Origin of the sequence: Clostridium sp. 19966 (assembly GCF_032335695.1) — a bacterium.
In the GTDB taxonomy this organism is placed as follows: Bacteria; Bacillota; Clostridia; order Clostridiales; family Clostridiaceae; genus JACTOJ01.
On sequence record NZ_JACTOJ010000003.1, the window covers coordinates 196,026 to 212,422 of the forward strand.

Genomic DNA, 16,397 nt, shown 5'->3' on the forward strand with positions numbered 1-16,397 from the left:
ATAATATAAAGCTGGGGGAAAAATATGAGTGATAATAAATTATTTAGTCATAAAATAAATGAATTAATAAAAAATATAGAATGCAATAATATTAGTGCAGTAGATGATTTTTGGACAAGTATAAGGAAAGATGGGGCACCTTTAGTTGATAAAATTGATGGTGACAAGGAGAACGTACTAGTTACATTTATATATAAAGATAAGGGAACCACAGAAAATGTATTAATTTATGGTACATTTCCGGGATACGATTTCCCTAAAAATGAAATGGAGAAATTACTTGATACAGATATTTGGTTTAAGACATACAAGGTTAGAAATGATATTAAATTTAAATATAATTTTTCGATAAATTGCGGATTGGATTATAGTTACAAAAACAGAAGTGAGAATTCTATTTTAGATGAGTTAAATCCAAATAAAGTTGTGTTTATGAAAGATGAAGAAGATCCGGAAAGTGAAGAAGAGATTTATTCATTAGTAGAATTAGAGAATTTTAAACCAGAAATATGGACAAAGGATAGAAATATAGAGCAAAAGGGAAAAATTGATTTACATATAGCTAATAGCAGTATTTTAAAAGATCCTCGCCGTATATGGATTTATAAACCTTATGAGTATTCAGAAAATAATGAACCATATAATTTATTAGTACTTACAGATGGATTTGAATATATAAATTGGATGTCTGCACAAATAGTACTTGATAATCTCATAGAGAGTAATAAGATTACGCCAACAGTATGTGTTTTTATTGCAAGTAATAGTGATAGATACGAAGAATTAACTTGTAATGATAACTTTTCAAACTTTATATCCCAAGAATTAATGGATTGGATATATGAGAATTATAATGTAACTAAGGAACCACAAAAAAAGATTATAGGTGGACTTAGTTTGGGGGGACTTATGGCAGCTTATATAGCTTTTAAGAATTCTGATGTATTTGGAAATGTGCTTTCACAATCAGGCTCATATTGGTATGAAGAGCAGTGGCTAACTCAGAAATATAAAGAAGCAGAGAAGTTGCCTATAAATTTTTATTTAAATGCTGGAGTTTTAGAAGATAGACCTTATGATACTGAACCTATAATGATGAAAGTAATAAATAATATGAGGGATGTTTTATTATCTAAGGGTTATAACGTTAAATATGAGAATTTTTATTAGGGTCATGATTATTTGAGCTGGGGAGAAACATTGGCTTCTGGGCTTATAGCCTTAATAGGATAAACCAATAAACAAAAAAGGAGGTAGTTAGATGTTTAAAATGCAACTTATATATTCTGCTATATTTTTTATTGTGCATATTTTATTTTTCATTAATAGTTTAGTTATTACTATATTATTATTTAAAATTTTGAAAAAGCTTAATAAACTTATTAAATAATTGGAACCTGAATTGTTAGGATTCATACAGAGTTTTGATTGGAATAATATATTAGAAGGTGTTGATATAGAAGCTTTTAAAATTGCAATGGACAATAATCTTGGTAGTACTTATGAGATCAGAAGTGCTATGAACCGGAAAAAATCAACCTGCTTAAGCTTTTTAGAGAATATTTCTGAAATTGAACAATACCTTAAATGATAGTGAAAACAAGAACAAATTCTTACAATGATATTAGATGGTATATCTTATTTCCTTATTAATTCTCTTAGAGAAGATAAAATCAGCCTCTAGGAGGCATACTAGTTAAAGAAGAATAAAATGGTATATATGGAAAAATATTAAGGATGTATACGCTACAACGATTCATTGGAATTATACAGACTATACTCTAACTACTGATACAGTATCTACTGAAAATGTTACAGAAGTTATCGCCATAGAGCTTAATGGTAAATATCTTAAAGCTGTAATTACTTCTCAAATAAAATAATAGATGCCATTTCCCCAATTGGTATCTTTCTGTGTTGTGTCTTGCAGTGGATAAAGCATACCTTTAAATTTTATTATTATTTCCCAATTTTCAGATGTGTACACTTCAGTTCCTTTTGGCAATCCATTTGAAACTTTATTATGGGTTGGTGTAAAAAAAATTGGGATTTCTCTTTCTACTTCTCCTATCTTTTTTAGTGTAGGTTTAGCCTCATTAACTATAGCAGCATTCCCAGGTTCACATAGAACATAAAGCTTATTGTTATATTTTAGGTATGTCCAATTAATAGTGGTTGTAGCATACCAATTATTAATAATTTTTACTGATAAAATTACTACTGAAAACAATATAAATCTTTTTAATGCTTTCTTTCTTATTTCTACCATATTATTATCCGTTATTATTTTTCATTGTAAAATAGCTGCTTTTTTTCTTGTATCCATACTTATACTCCTACATCTAAAATATCTATGATATACGGCTAATTCCATAATTAGAATTTAATCTTATGATTAATTATACCATGTTTGGTATGTTATGTAATATAGGTAAACAAAAAATAGGGAAGTCCTTAAGGCTTCTCTGCTTTTTTGAAATTAATTATTTTTGATTTTTGCCTATTATAGATAAAGAAACTTTAATTTGTTAGATTGTTATGTAGCCCTTTGCGGAATATAATTAATATGTAGAAATTGTAAGCAACTGATATAGATTAAAGGGGGAAACTTATGAAAAGCTTGAAAAAATTTATGACGGCTTCTATGATTATTGCTTTGGTAATGACGACATCAACCTTTAGTAGCTGTAAAAAAAGCAACAGTGATTCAGGTAATATTGGAGAAGCTACTGTTAGTCCCAAACACCCAATAACAATTTCAATGTTTTGCGGGAGTTCTACAATTTCTGCTGCTACAGCTAACAACAAGATTTACAAAAAAATCAAAGATGAATTGGGCATTTCATTTAAAATTGAACTCTTAACTGGTGATCTTAATCAAAAGCTTGGAGTTATGATTGCTAGTGGAGAATTGCCTGATGTGGTAAATTATAATTCTGAATTACAAGCTGCAGATGATCTTATACCACTTGAAAACAAAGTAAAAAAATATGCACCCAATATTTATGAGCATTATACCCAAGGAAATGTTTGGAATATGATGAAAGATTCAAATGATGGGCATACGTATTATTTGACAAGCCTTGGTGTCATTAACAAAAACACTGCTAAAACATACTATAGCGGTCCTGCGTTCTGGATTCAGAAGCAAGTGCTTGCAGAGGCTGGGTATCCAAAGGTAACTACTCTTGATCAGTATTTTAAGCTTATACAAGATTGGGTTGCTAAGCATCCAGTTATTGATGGAATGTCGACAATAGGTTTTGAAACATTGGTCACTCCAGCTCAATCTTTCGTGCTTGAGAATGCACCTGAACATCTTTCCGGACATCCTAATGATGGCGGGGTTATTGTGGATAATGGTATTGCATCGCTTTTTCAAGATAAGGATATATCTAAAATATATTACAACAAATTAAATGAAATGTATAACATAGGGATAATTGATAGAGAATCTATTACTCAGAATCAAGATCAATATCTTCAAAAGATTGCAACTGGACAAGTTGTAGGCATGTTCGACCAGCATTGGGACTTTCAAAGTGGTGAGTCTGTGCTTAAGAAAGATAAAAAATATGGTGAAACCTATACCCCTCTTGCTTTAACTTATGAGGGAGTAACTCCTCATTATTTAGATAGCCCAATTCCAAATCTTACAAATGGTTTTTCAATCACAAAAAATTGTAAAGATACTGATAGAGTTTTGGTAGCGCTTGATAAACTTATGGATGAGAAATGGCAAAAAATACTTAACTGGGGTATAGAGGGAGAAGATTATTCTATGGACACTAGTACGAATCAACCAGTTTGGACAGAACAGCAGCAGACTAATCAAAATGATTCCGCTTGGAAGGCTGCAAACAAGGCAGAGGCACTTTACAGCTGGCTGCCCAAAATAGAAGGAGAATACAGTGATGGAAATGCAACAACTTTGGGTGATAATTCAGTACAATATAAGAAAGGGCTAAGCGCTTACGATAAAAATTTCTATGCTAAATATAATGTAAATAGTGAGTATGAAATGATGGGGGAAGCTACTAAAAATGAAATGTATTATCCATGTTGGAACATAAATATTCCATCTAATTCAGCAGCTTCCTCAGCAAGCACTGCCATAAATGACACAGAAATTAAATGGCTTCCAAGAATTATTTCTGGAAAATCTAGCGACTTTGATAGACAGTGGAGTGATTATGTGGCTGAAATAGAAAAAGATAATCCCAAAGCTTATCTTGATGCTATTAACGAAGGCATACAATACAGAATTAAGAATTGGGATATGAAAAAATAGACTGAATTAAGCAGTTTAGTATATATGATGTTATACCATTTTTACCCCTGATACTTAAACTGGCTATTATAGAGCTTTGCATAGGTTCCCTTCTTAGCTATAAGCTCATCATGATTTCCTCTTTCAACTATATGGCCATTTTTCATAACTAGTATCATTTCTGCATCGTGTATGGTTGAAAGTCTGTGAGCTATAACAAAGCTTGTACGGCCTTTCATCATGGCAAGAAAAGCATTTTGTATCTTTATTTCTGTTCTCGTATCAACACTGCTGGTTGCTTCATCCAGTATAAGCATTGGTGGATTTATAAGCATAACCCTCGCTATAGTAAGAAGCTGTTTTTGCCCTTCTGAAAGGTTGCCGCCGGATTCTGTTATCATTGTGTCATATCCATCTGGAAGTCTCTTTATAAAGCTGTGAATATAGGCTGCTTTGGCTGCGCTTTTGATTTCTTCTAAAGTAGCAGCTGGTTTGCCGTAAGCTATATTTTCTCTTATGGTGCCTTCGAAAAGCCAGGTATCTTGAAGTACCATACCAAATTGATTTCTAAGGCTGTTTCTTGTAACTTTGTTTATTTCCCTGCCATCTATAGTTATTTTACCCTTATCCAGATCATAGAATCTCATGAGCAGGTTTACCATAGTAGTTTTTCCAGCCCCAGTAGGTCCTACAATTGCCACGGTACTTCCTTGTTTTATATCAGCGCTAAAATCCTCTATGAGTGGCACTTTCTTATCATAAGAGAAAAATACATTTTCAAAATTAACATTTCCATGGCATCTTTCCATATTTTCAGCGTCCTTTGAATCTGCTTTTTCCGGCTCCTCATCCAAAATAGCAAATACTCTCTCACAGGAGGCAAAGGCAGCTTGAAGCTGAGTGGCTACACTTGTTATATTATTTATCGGCTGGGAGAATTGAGTTGAATAGGTTAAAAAGCTTGAAATTACACCAACACTCAATCTGCTTAAGACAGCAAGTATTCCGCCAACTAAGCCAATTAATACATAAGTGATGTTATTTACCAGCCTTGTAGAGGGATTTGTAATGGAGGAATAAAATTGAGCTAGCTGTCCACACTTATATAATCTTGCATTGATTTTTGAAAAATTTTCTTCTGACCTTTTCTCATAGCCAAAAAGCTTTACTATTTTTTGATTTCCTATCATTTCCTCCGTGTAGCCATTCAGCTCTCCTAAGGTTTTTTGCTGCGCTTTAAACATCTTATTAGATCTTTTAGTTATGAAGGAGGCAATAAAAAAGCATAAAGGGGTCATCAACACTATCACAATTGTCAATTTAATGCTTAAGGACAGCATTAAGATAAGAGAAGTTAATATGGTTATAATGCCTGGGTAAAATTGTGTTATGCCTTGAAATAATCCATCTGAGATATTATCCATATCATTTGTAAGCCTGCTGATAATATCTCCATGAGGATTTCTATCAAAATATTTTAAAGGCAAGGTGTTTATTTTTTCTAAGGCTTCATTTCTAAGATCCTTAACAGTACTATAAGCCACAATATTAGCTACCGTAGTAAAAAGCCAGGTAAATACTGCACTGACTATGTAGATTATTCCAAGTATTAGGATTATTTTCATCAAGTCATTAAAATTAACATTATTCTTAGCCACTATATTATCGATAGCTTTACCAACCACGAAGGGCATAAAGGCAATTAGGACATTGCTTATAAGCGCAAATATCAAGGAAGCGAACATGTAACCTTTGTACTTTGAAATATAGCTAAGTAATCTATAAAGTGCATGCTTTTTCATTTACATAGCCTCCTTTGTAGTTTGTGAATTGCATATCTCTTTGTAAACGCTGGATTTTTCAATTAATTCATCATGGGTTCCAACTCCAGCTAATTCTCCATCCTCTAATACGATTATTAAATCTGCATTTTTTATGGTGCTTATTCTCTGAGTTACCATAATTACAGTTGTGTCCTCAGAATTTTCTCTGAGAGCTTTTCTAAGGGCGGCGTCTGTGGCATAATCAAGTGCACTTAAGCTGTCATCCATGATTAATATTTCTGGCTTTTTTATTAGAGCTCTTGCTATGGTGAGTCTTTGTTTTTGACCTCCGGAGAAATTGACTCCTCCTTGAGAGATATAGGTATCATACTTTTCAGGCATTTTATCTATGAATTCTGCTGCCATGCCAATTTCAGCAGCTTTTTTTATTTGGCTCATGCTGGCAGCTTGAGAACCCCACCTTATGTTTTCTGCTACAGTGCCAGAAAATAAAACAGCTTTTTGAGGAACTAATCCAATATTGCTCTCAAGCTCTTCCTTGGCATAATCTTTAACGTCTATACCGTTTATCAATATTCTGCCTTGGCTCACATCGTACAGTCTGGGGATTAAATTAATTAATGTAGTTTTTCCTGCTCCTGTACCTCCTATTATTCCAACCATTTGTCCTTTTTTTATTTCAAAGGATATATTGTTTATAGAATATTCTTTGGAACTGTTATAAGAATAAGATACCTTTTCAAATTTAAGTATAGGTGTGTTTTTATCATAGTCTTTGTTAAAGCTGCTGTTTCCATTGTATTTAATGCTTGGTTCTGTATCAAATATTTCATTTACACGAGCTGCACTAGCCGCTGCTTTAGTAAATAAAACTATAAGGGTAGCAAGCACTATAAGGGCGGACAGTACAAGATTTATATAAGTTATATAAGCAATCACTTTTCCAGTGGTCATGTGTCCTGTATTTACCCTTACTCCGCCAAACCAGATTACGGCTATGAGTGCAAAATTCATTATTATGCTTGTGACTGGATTCATAAGCGCAGATATCTTTCCTACGTTAATTGCAGTATTGGCAAGAGCTTCATTGGATTTTTTAAATCTCTCTTTTTCCTTCTCTGCCATGGAAAAGGCTCTTATTACTCTTATTCCAGACAAGTTTTCTCTTAATATAAGTGCTAATTTATCAAGTCTTTTCTGGACTACTTTGTAAAGCGGAAGAGATTTATTCATAATCATATATATTGCAAAGGTTAAAAATGGAATGGACAAATACAGTATTGTGGATAATTTAATATCAATGAACATTGCCATCACAACTCCGCCGATGCATAGAAATGGAAATCTCGTAGCTTGCCTAATAAACATTGCAAGAGCAAGCTGAAGCTGATTTACATCATTTGTTATACGATTTATAAGAGAAGGTGTACCAAAGCTATCAATTTCATTATAGGAAAAGGTGTCTATCTTTTTAAACAATTCATTTCTAAGAACTGTTCCAAAGCCTTGAGATGCAACAGATGCATAATACTGACAGGTAAAGGAGAACATTGCTCCGCAGATTGCTATAAAAATCATTATAAGCCCTATCTTGAATATGTAATTTATATCTTTTGTCCTTATGCCTTTATCAGTTATAAGTATCATAATTGTGGGTATCAATATTTCAAGGATGGCTTCCAGTAATTTAAAAATAGGACCTAAAATAACTTGTTTTTTATAAGGTTTTATAAATTTTAATAAGTTCTTCAAATTCGTTCGCCTGCTTTCTAATAACCATTGAATATTTTCTCTATTTCCTTTACTATTATAACTAAAATCTATGTATATTAAAAATACATAAAATATGCACGAAGTATATATTTTTTATATAGAAAGAGGTAATTAGATGGACATTAAACAATTAAAATATTTCTATACAATTGTGGAAGAAGGTCAAATAACAAGCGCAGCTAAAAGACTTCATATCGCACAGCCTCCATTAACTTATCAGCTTAAAAGCCTTGAAGATGAATTAGGCGCTAAGCTTATTGAAAGAGGAAGTCGAAGCCGAAATATAGAATTAACCGATGCAGGTCGCATGCTCTATAAGCGCGCTAAACAGATATTGACCTTAACCGAAACCGCTGCAAATGAGGTTAAGGATATAAAAAAAGGAATGAGTGGAACTCTAGCTATAGGTACCATATCTTCCTCTGGAGCTCATATTTTGACCAGTCAATTAAATGAGTTTCATGAAAGATACCCTTTTATAAACTTTGAACTTTATGAGGGAAACACCTATGAATTATTAGAATCTTTAAATAAGGGGATAATTGAACTTGCCTTTGTCAGGACACCCTTTAGCAGCTTTGGAATAAACACAGTTTATTTACCTAAAGAACCTATGATTGCGGCCATGACTGAAGCTTTAGACTGGACTAATAGCGGTAGTATTGATATTTCAGAGCTAAATAACAAACCGCTAATATTTTATAAAAGATATAAGGAACTCATATATAAAGCCTGTGAAGATGCCAATTTTCAGCCGAATGCATTTTGTATAAATGAAGATGCAAGAACCTCTCTACTTTGGGCGAATCGAGGGCTTGGCATTGCAATAGTTCCAAAATCCTCATTTGATTTAATAGGCTCTTCAAATTTGATTTATAAAGAAATTGATAACAAACTGTTATCAACTCAAATAGCTATAGTATGGTCTAAAAATGGTTATCTGTCATCTGCAGGAAAGAATTTTTTGAGCATATTTTCCGGCATATAAGAGTTTATAAGCCATCTTATTTGACATTTTATAAAAAACGAGTATAATTACTCTAGGTAATGATTAACCAAGGTAACTATACAAATTTTGGAGGTGACTACATGAAAGGGATACTTCAGCGTTATTTTTCATTATATCGTCCGCTGGTAAATAAGCTAAATGAGCTGTTAGGAGAATATGGACTTTCCCACTCCTTATGGCAGGTAATTTTATATATAAAACAAAATGGACCATCCTCCCTTGTGGATATTGCTAATCACTATAATATAGAAAAGCCAAGTATTACAAGAAGAGTTTTTGCATTACAGGAGAAATCACTTGTGGATACAGTACCAGGTAAGGACAGGCGAGAAAAAATAATTCATCTTACCGAAACTGGTGAAAAGCTTTATGAGGAATGCCGTAGAAGCATAACTGAATTAGAATACAAGCTTATGGAGGATATTACTGAAGCTGAGCAGGTAACCTTATTTGAGACACTTCCCAAAATACAAGATAAGCTTACAAAAGAAAAGGGGTTATAAAAATGGATAAACCTAAATTGTGGACGAAAAATTTTATGATAGTATCTGCTGCTAATTTTTTTCTTTATTTTACATTTTACTTATTAATGGTTACTATCACTTTATTTGCAACTGAAAAATTTCATGCTTCCCCAAGTGAAGCCGGACTGGCATCTGGAATATTTGTTATAGGAGTACTGGTGGCACGCTTATTTTGCGGAAGATACATTGATCAAATAGGCTGGAAGAAGACTCTTTACATTGGATTTATATTATTTTTGATTACTACTTGTTCCTATCTTTTAGTAAATAGCATGACTATTCTTTTAATAAATCGTTTTTTAAATGGTGCTGCCATGGGAATCGCTTCTACAGCTACTGGTACTATTGTGGCAAAGCTTATTCCTAACGAACGAAGAGGAGAGGGCACTGGCTATTACGCCTTAAGTCTTACTGTGGCTGCAGCAATTGGACCTTTTCTAGGAATGTTTATCACTGAGCATGCAAGTTTTTATATGAATTTTATTGCCTGTATTATCTTCTTAGCTTTAAGTTTTATTGCTGTGTTTTTTGTAAAGATTCCAAAATTAGAATTTACTAAAGAGCAATTAAAGAGTAAAAAGGGTTTTTCCGTACATAATTTTTTTGAAGTAAAAGCTCTTCCTATTTCAATTATTGCTGCTATAATTGCTCTTGGTTATTCTAGCATTCTTTCTTTTATAACTTCCTATGCCAAGGAAATAAATTTAATGTCTGTTGGTACATTTTTCTTTATTGTTTATGCAATTTTTGCTTTAATTTCAAGACCTTTTACTGGAAGATTGTTTGATGAAAAAGGGGAAAATTCGGTTATGTATCCGGCAATAATATTGTTTGCTGCTGCTCTATTTCTTCTTGGTCAAGCCCATAATGGCGTAATGCTTTTACTTTCAGGGGTTTTATTAGGCTTTGGATATGGGACAACCTCTGCCAGTATGCAGGCAATTTCAGTTAAGGTTGCACCAAAGCATCGTTTAGGGCTGGCAACCTCTACTAACTTTATATTTCAGGATCTAGGTGTAGGTATTGGACCCTTTGTCTTAGGGTATTTTGTGCCGATAGTTCATTATCGCGGCCTATACATGATGATGGCAGCAGTGATATTTGCATGCCTTTTCCTATATTATTTACTGCATGGCAGGAAGGCCGTAGGTAGAAATGAGATCTCTGAGGAGATGTCGGCATAATTAGCTGAGACATATGTTATGTTAAATCCGGCAGAGTTTAAGGATACTGCTATGACAGCAGCAGTGGAAATATTGATGGACTCGAGAATATGCCTCTAGATTAAGAGAGTAGGCGATTTTACTATATTGAATTACAGCATAAATTTGATATAATTAACTTATAATGTAAACTGAAACATATTCATTTGTATCGTAAGTATTTTTGAGATTTCACCTAATCTATTAGTATAATTTGTAATTGAAATCACATAAATCTATATTTTAAATTTTGGTTCTGTTTTAAATAAGTGTTGATTTTTACACTTATTTAAAACTTCATTCCGTTGGGAAGGCTATGATTTAAAATGTTGATATTATCGTTTGAGTTCTAGGAACTGTTAGGGATTGCGACTTATAATTGGCGTAATTTTGCTCACGGACGAGCAAAGCCATTCAAGCGCCATGGATGGCGAATTTGAATGGGTAGCCAATTATAACAAAGCGGCCCTTAGAGTTTCTTTACGAAAAACGCCTTTATCAACATTCTTTTAAAACATAGCCTAAATTTTATATTCACAGTTTCCTTTATCTAAGTTACATTTATATTAAAGGGAGTATGCTTAAATGAAAAATAAGAATATTAAGTTTATTTTTATCTTTATGTTTATTTCATTACTTGTATGTACTATTTTGCTATCGCATACCATTCAGAAGAGCATAATACCGACAGAGAGGTCCACTGTAGCACATATTCCTCCAAATGCTAAGCCGCATTCACACCAGCTTATTCCTATGCACTATTCTTTTAATAATAAAACATATACTAAATACTCTAGCTCTGTTTCAGCAAAAGATATAGATTTGCAAATAGGTTTAACAAGTAATAAAGATCTATGGCCTAATTTACCAGCATATAAAATTAAGGGGCTTGACTCAAATAAATCGATAGCAGTAAAGATATCAGATAATGTTTATTACCAAGTATATAACTATAAATATTGGGTAACTCAATTACCTCAAATTATTATTTATTCATTATTAATACTATTTATTTCTATAGGTATTTTCATGTTTTCTAAAAGAAATTTTAGAAAATAAAGGATATGTAAATAATAAAAAGGCAATTGCCACTTACCAGACATATTACTGGCACTTTAGCAACAGGTAATTCGGTATGAAGCTTTGATAGATTATACAAGGTGGTGTGAAAATTATACAGAATATTAATAACCGTAAAAAAATATTGATTATTATACTTTCAATTTTCTTTCTCACTATTACACTTTTAGGATATACTAAATATAAAAACTAGGTTACTTTTAAAGATAGTCCTGAATGGTCTAATGAGCTAATACTAACCTTTAATAATCATGAATACAAAGTAACAGACAAAACCACCCAAGACGTTGGAACTATTATATTAATGCCATTAAATAGTATAATCCATAAAATGGCTTAGTGTGCGTTTTGTCGAATTAACTATACTAGAAAATGAGATAGAACTCATAGTACACTATGAAGCTTCTATCTCTATTTTTTATACTTTGTTTAACAAAAAACTATATGTATAAAAAATAGTAATAGTAGAACACTACGTATAGAAGATTAATGGTGAATGAGAGAGTGAATAGAAATGAGAGTTGAAGCATTAATTACAGGAGAAGGAAAAGAAAGATATATGCTGGTTGACGATAAGGGGGAACCGGTAGAAGTAGTATTAAAGTACATTAGATATAAAGATAATTCAGGTGCAGCAAGAAATACTTTGAGAGCTTATTGCTATCACTTAAAACTCTTCTTTCAATTTTTAGACCAAGAGAGCTTAGATTATAGAGATATTGGATTGGATGAAATGGCTTCATTTATGAGATGGCTTCAAAATCCTTATGGTAGTCTAAAAGTTTCTCCCATAGCCTTAACAACATCAACAAGAACTGCACAAACAATAAACATAGGGTATGGTTGTTGTTGTTACGCAAAATAATAAAAATACGAATTAAAACACAGCAAAATTCACTTCTGAAATAATAAGATATTCTGGTTCGTTGACTTTATTTTCTCTCTACAATTTCACCATTATTTTTCAAAATACTATTCTCTGGAATATAACCTCTTACAGAACTTAATGGATAAACAATACTATCTTTTCCTATTATTGTCCCTGGGTTTAAAACTGAATTACATCCTACTTCCGATAAATCGCCTACAATTGCACCATATTTCCTTAAACCAGTTTCAATAATATCTGTTCCATATTTTACTTTTACTAATGTTCCATCGGACTTTAAATTAGAGGTTATTGCACCTGCCCCCAAATGGGATTTATACCCTAATATTGAATCACCAACATAATTGTAATGGGGAACCTGCACTTTATTAAAGAGGATTGAATTTTTAATTTCAGTTGAGTTCCCAATTACAACATCATTACCAATGATAACATTGTCTCTAATGTAAGCAGAATGCCTGATTTCGCAATTGTAGCCGATAATCGCTGGACCGTTTATAAGAACACTTTTTTCGATAGTAGTGCCTTTTCCAACCCATACAAATTCCTCTATTCTTTCAAAATCGCTTGGCAGATTTTTTGCGTATTCAAAAATGAAATTCTTAATTTTTGTAAGAACTTCCCAAGGGTACTTAACCCCTTCAAATATGGCTCTTGCATCTAATTCTTCAATGTTTAATAGTTCGTTTACAGAAATTTTCATTATAATCCTCCTCTAATTTATTTCGTCATATCTCACAAGTTTAAATATATCGTGTTTTTAAGATATATGCGTCAAATAAGAATAATGTTCATTAATTACAGTCTATATTATTCTTTTAACACTTATGGAAGTTCTAAAATTTCCTTTTCCAAGTGTAGTCACTATCATAGGTACTAAAACCAGCACTATTATAGAATCCACGTAAACTATCACTACATCCAACATAAGCTTTTTCAGCACCAAGTTCTTTCAATCGCCTTAATCCCTCAAATAGCATTGCTTTTCCAATTCCAAGCATTCTATAATCCTTTCGTGTACATACAGGTTCAAACAGCCCTATATTTAATTTTTCATCGTACCAAATCACACAATACGAACATAAATTACCATTTTTATCCTGTGTCATTAATTGCAATTCAGTTCTAAATGTGGGTGCACATTCCATAAGAAAATCTTTAACTGGTAGTCTATCTGGTTCGTCATCAGGGTGAAATCCCAAGTGACAGCATAGAAGTCTTGCGTTTGGGTCTTTTATATCGTTTCCATCTACAAATTGAAAACCATCTGGAAGTATTGGAACATATTCCTTATTTAAATCTTGAACATTATAGTAACTACATTCATCATTCTTTATATATCCTCTTTGTGTAAGAATATCTTCCATCCAACGTTTGGTGTCATTTACAAATAGATTTAATTCACATTGAATGCCATGCTTCTCAAGTGGCACAGTGTTTTCAATAAAATTAAGCATTTCATCAGCTAAAAATTCATAATCAGGTCTAATTTGTAGAAATACTTCATATTTAGTTTCTTTATGAGCAATTGCAACTATTTTATAGTTTTCCTCCCAAATACGAATATACTTCTTCCAATCATCCCATCCTCTTTGTATGTACAAAGGATTGCAATTATATTCTGCATATTCCCATCGCTGTGGAAGCCAACAATGTTGTTTCCCTGTTTGAATATATATTTCTCTTAAAAAATCCATTATTTTTTCATAATCACCATCTATAAAATTTCTGCTTTTAATCAAAGTAATCCCACCCATCAAAATATAAATAATTTTCGCAATAATATACAATTTTGACGTAACTATATATAATATTATCATTATTTACCACACTTTGGAATGATTTTTTCTTGAATATAGGTCATACATTGTTTATATATAAACAACATTCAAATCAATTGACTAAGCCATTTCTATATAAGTTAGTATAGATAAGCCGAAAATGTTGGTGATACTAATTAAAAAGCTTGCTACTACATAATTAACTAATTAATTATGTAGTAGCATTTATTTTATAGGTTCTGTTTTAAATCAGTGTTGATTTTTACACTGATTTAAAACTTCCTTCAGTTCGGGAGGCTATGTTTTAAAATGTTGATATTATCGTTTGAGTTCATTTACGAAAAATGCCTTTATCAACATTCTTTTAAAACATAGCCATTTTATAAGTTTAAGCCATTAGCTAGAATAGTCCGGTTATCTCGCCATTGCTATCCACATCAATATTGTAGGCAGCTGGAGTTTTTGAAAGACCAGGCATAGTCATGATGTTGCCCGTAATAGCAACCACAAAGCCTGCACCTGCGTTTACATAAACTTCTCTAACATTTATAGTAAAATCTGAAGGTCTTCCTAGTTTAGTCATATCATCAGAAAGGGAATATTGAGTTTTTGCAATGCAAACAGGAAGATTTCCAAAACCAAGCTTAGTAAGCTTATCTAGCATTTTATTAGCAGCAGGGGAATAAGTAACAGCCTTGGCCCCATATATTTCAGAAGCTACAGTTTTTATCTTATCCTTTAATGGCATTTCGTCTTTGTAGATTGGCTTGAAAGCATTAGGTTTTTCTAGGGCCTTTAATACTTTTTCAGCTAGTTCAATTCCGCCATCTCCGCCTTTTTCCCAAACCTCTGAGAGGGCAAATTCGCAGCCTCTTTCTTCACAGAAGTTTTTTATAAAAGCATATTCCGCTGCAGTATCACTCTTAAAGGAGTTTAAGGTAACTACTATAGGCACACCGTATTTTTGAAGGTTTTCAATGTGCTTTTCAAGGTTGCAGATACCCTTTGAAAGCGCCTCAAGATTTTCTTTTTCAAGCTCTGTTTTAGGAACTCCTCCATTATATTTTAAAGCACGTACAGTTGCTACTAATACTATAGCATCAGGCTTTAATCCAGCAATACGGCATTTTATGTCCATAAACTTTTCAGCACCAAGGTCAGCACCGAAACCAGCTTCTGTTATAGCTATGTCTGATAATTTTAAAGCAGTCTTTGTTGCACGTACGCTGTTGCAGCCGTGAGCAATATTAGCGAAAGGTCCTCCATGAATGATAGCAGCTGTGTGCTCTAAGGTTTGCACAAGATTTGGCTTAAGAGCATCTTTTAGCAGTGCTGCCATTGAACCTACTGCCTTTAAATCACCAGCGGTTACAGGCTCGCCATCCATATTATAAGCTACGATAATGCGGCTTAATTTCTTCTTTAAATCATCAATGTCTTCCGCAAGACATAATATAGCCATTATCTCTGAAGCAACAGTTATGATGAAATGATCTTCTCTTACCACGCCATCCACCTTGCTTCCAAGACCAACTATTATATTACGAAGCACACGATCATTCATATCTAAGCAGCGCTTCCACACTATTTGTTTTGTATCTATATTAAGTTCATTTCCCTGCTGAATATGGTTGTCAAGCAAAGCAGCTAAAAGGTTGTTAGCTGAGGTTATTGCATGAAAATCACCTGTAAAATGAAGGTTTATATCTTCCATAGGTACAACCTGTGAATAACCACCTCCAGCTGCACCGCCTTTTATACCAAAGCAAGGTCCAAGAGAAGGTTCTCTTAAAGCAACAATAGTTTTTTTGCCTATTTTTTCAAAAGCCTGCCCAAGTCCAATACTGGTAGTAGTCTTGCCTTCGCCAGCTGGAGTAGGGTTGATAGCAGTTACAAGTACAAGCTTTCCGTCTTTATTATCCTTAAGCTTTTTAAGAAATGAATTTGAAAGCTTTGCTTTATAGTGTCCATAAAGCTCTAAATCTTCTTCTTTAATATCATATTTTTCTGCGACTTTTTTAATATAAAGCATTTCTGCTTCATGAGCAATTTGAATATCAGTTTTCATTATTAACATCCTTTCAT

At 32.8% G+C, this 16,397-nt stretch carries 14 protein-coding genes; 8 read left to right on the forward strand and 6 right to left on the reverse strand.

Annotation, left to right across the window (positions count from 1 at the left end; all coding sequences use genetic code 11):
* Window positions 1–24: 24 nt before the first annotated feature.
* Both IAI10_RS04465 and IAI10_RS04470 read left to right on the forward strand, forming a co-directional pair.
* On the forward strand, window positions 25–1,170 hold the full coding sequence (locus IAI10_RS04465) for an alpha/beta hydrolase-fold protein (protein WP_315672082.1): 1,146 nt from the start codon (window positions 25–27) through the stop codon (window positions 1,168–1,170).
* Between the two features lie 232 nt (window positions 1,171–1,402).
* A complete protein-coding gene (locus IAI10_RS04470; protein WP_315672083.1) occupies window positions 1,403–1,591 on the forward strand; it encodes a hypothetical protein in 189 nt (62 codons plus the stop codon).
* Window positions 1,592–1,870: 279 nt separating this feature from the next.
* Here the strand turns inward: IAI10_RS04470 and IAI10_RS04475 are convergent, their stop codons facing one another.
* Window positions 1,871–2,269 (reverse strand): hypothetical protein, encoded by a 399-nt coding sequence (locus IAI10_RS04475; RefSeq protein ID WP_315672084.1) that lies wholly within the window; start codon window positions 2,267–2,269, stop codon window positions 1,871–1,873.
* Between the two features lie 342 nt (window positions 2,270–2,611).
* On the opposite strand from IAI10_RS04475, the gene IAI10_RS04480 reads away from it, so the two are divergent.
* Window positions 2,612–4,291 (forward strand): sugar ABC transporter substrate-binding protein, encoded by a 1,680-nt coding sequence (locus IAI10_RS04480; protein WP_315672085.1) that lies wholly within the window; start codon window positions 2,612–2,614, stop codon window positions 4,289–4,291.
* A 41-nt stretch (window positions 4,292–4,332) separates the two neighbouring features.
* Here the strand turns inward: IAI10_RS04480 and IAI10_RS04485 are convergent, their stop codons facing one another.
* Complete coding sequence (locus IAI10_RS04485; protein WP_315672086.1) at window positions 4,333–6,072, reverse strand: ABC transporter ATP-binding protein; 1,740 nt, start codon at window positions 6,070–6,072, stop codon at window positions 4,333–4,335.
* On the reverse strand, window positions 6,073–7,806 hold the full coding sequence (locus IAI10_RS04490) for an ABC transporter ATP-binding protein (RefSeq protein WP_315672087.1): 1,734 nt from the start codon (window positions 7,804–7,806) through the stop codon (window positions 6,073–6,075).
* Window positions 7,807–7,942: 136 nt separating this feature from the next.
* On the opposite strand from IAI10_RS04490, the gene IAI10_RS04495 reads away from it, so the two are divergent.
* The 5 genes from IAI10_RS04495 to IAI10_RS04515 all read left to right on the forward strand — a co-directional run bounded on the left by IAI10_RS04495 (window position 7,943) and on the right by IAI10_RS04515 (window position 12,507).
* Entirely contained in the window at window positions 7,943–8,815 is an 873-nt protein-coding gene (locus IAI10_RS04495; protein ID WP_315672088.1) for a LysR family transcriptional regulator, read from the forward strand.
* A gap of 101 nt (window positions 8,816–8,916) precedes the next feature.
* Complete coding sequence (locus IAI10_RS04500) at window positions 8,917–9,339, forward strand: MarR family transcriptional regulator (protein ID WP_315672089.1); 423 nt, start codon at window positions 8,917–8,919, stop codon at window positions 9,337–9,339.
* A 2-nt stretch (window positions 9,340–9,341) separates the two neighbouring features.
* Window positions 9,342–10,544 carry an MFS transporter gene (locus IAI10_RS04505; protein WP_315672090.1) on the forward strand — a complete coding sequence of 401 codons (1,203 nt, stop codon included), beginning with the start codon at window positions 9,342–9,344 and terminating at the stop codon, window positions 10,542–10,544.
* 603 nt (window positions 10,545–11,147) lie between these two features.
* Complete coding sequence (locus IAI10_RS04510) at window positions 11,148–11,621, forward strand: hypothetical protein (RefSeq protein WP_315672091.1); 474 nt, start codon at window positions 11,148–11,150, stop codon at window positions 11,619–11,621.
* Between the two features lie 535 nt (window positions 11,622–12,156).
* The gene (locus IAI10_RS04515; RefSeq protein WP_315672092.1) at window positions 12,157–12,507 is read left to right on the forward strand and encodes a site-specific integrase; all 351 of its coding nucleotides are present in this window, start codon (window positions 12,157–12,159) and stop codon (window positions 12,505–12,507) included.
* Between the two features lie 67 nt (window positions 12,508–12,574).
* On the opposite strand, the gene IAI10_RS04520 is transcribed toward IAI10_RS04515, so the two are convergent.
* The 3 genes from IAI10_RS04520 to IAI10_RS04530 all read right to left on the reverse strand — a co-directional run bounded on the left by IAI10_RS04520 (window position 12,575) and on the right by IAI10_RS04530 (window position 16,380).
* Entirely contained in the window at window positions 12,575–13,234 is a 660-nt protein-coding gene (locus tag IAI10_RS04520; RefSeq protein WP_315672093.1) for a UDP-N-acetylglucosamine pyrophosphorylase, read from the reverse strand.
* 133 nt (window positions 13,235–13,367) lie between these two features.
* Window positions 13,368–14,273, reverse strand: coding sequence for a GNAT family N-acetyltransferase (locus IAI10_RS04525; protein ID WP_315672094.1), 906 nt, complete (start codon window positions 14,271–14,273; stop codon window positions 13,368–13,370).
* A gap of 439 nt (window positions 14,274–14,712) precedes the next feature.
* Window positions 14,713–16,380, reverse strand: coding sequence for a formate--tetrahydrofolate ligase (locus IAI10_RS04530; RefSeq protein WP_315672095.1), 1,668 nt, complete (start codon window positions 16,378–16,380; stop codon window positions 14,713–14,715).
* Between the last annotated feature and the right edge of the window lie 17 nt (window positions 16,381–16,397).

Coding starts and splice junctions, on each gene's coding strand:
- IAI10_RS04530 (WP_315672095.1), bottom strand. CDS start 16,380: ATGAAAACTGATATTCAAATTGCTCATGAAGCAGAAATGCTTTATATT.
- IAI10_RS04495 (WP_315672088.1), top strand. CDS start 7,943: ATGGACATTAAACAATTAAAATATTTCTATACAATTGTGGAAGAAGGT.
- IAI10_RS04510 (WP_315672091.1), top strand. CDS start 11,148: ATGAAAAATAAGAATATTAAGTTTATTTTTATCTTTATGTTTATTTCA.
- IAI10_RS04480 (WP_315672085.1), top strand. CDS start 2,612: ATGAAAAGCTTGAAAAAATTTATGACGGCTTCTATGATTATTGCTTTG.
- IAI10_RS04515 (WP_315672092.1), top strand. CDS start 12,157: ATGAGAGTTGAAGCATTAATTACAGGAGAAGGAAAAGAAAGATATATG.
- IAI10_RS04465 (WP_315672082.1), top strand. CDS start 25: ATGAGTGATAATAAATTATTTAGTCATAAAATAAATGAATTAATAAAA.
- IAI10_RS04520 (WP_315672093.1), bottom strand. CDS start 13,234: ATGAAAATTTCTGTAAACGAACTATTAAACATTGAAGAATTAGATGCA.
- IAI10_RS04500 (WP_315672089.1), top strand. CDS start 8,917: ATGAAAGGGATACTTCAGCGTTATTTTTCATTATATCGTCCGCTGGTA.
- IAI10_RS04505 (WP_315672090.1), top strand. CDS start 9,342: ATGGATAAACCTAAATTGTGGACGAAAAATTTTATGATAGTATCTGCT.
- IAI10_RS04485 (WP_315672086.1), bottom strand. CDS start 6,072: ATGAAAAAGCATGCACTTTATAGATTACTTAGCTATATTTCAAAGTAC.
- IAI10_RS04475 (WP_315672084.1), bottom strand. CDS start 2,269: ATGGTAGAAATAAGAAAGAAAGCATTAAAAAGATTTATATTGTTTTCA.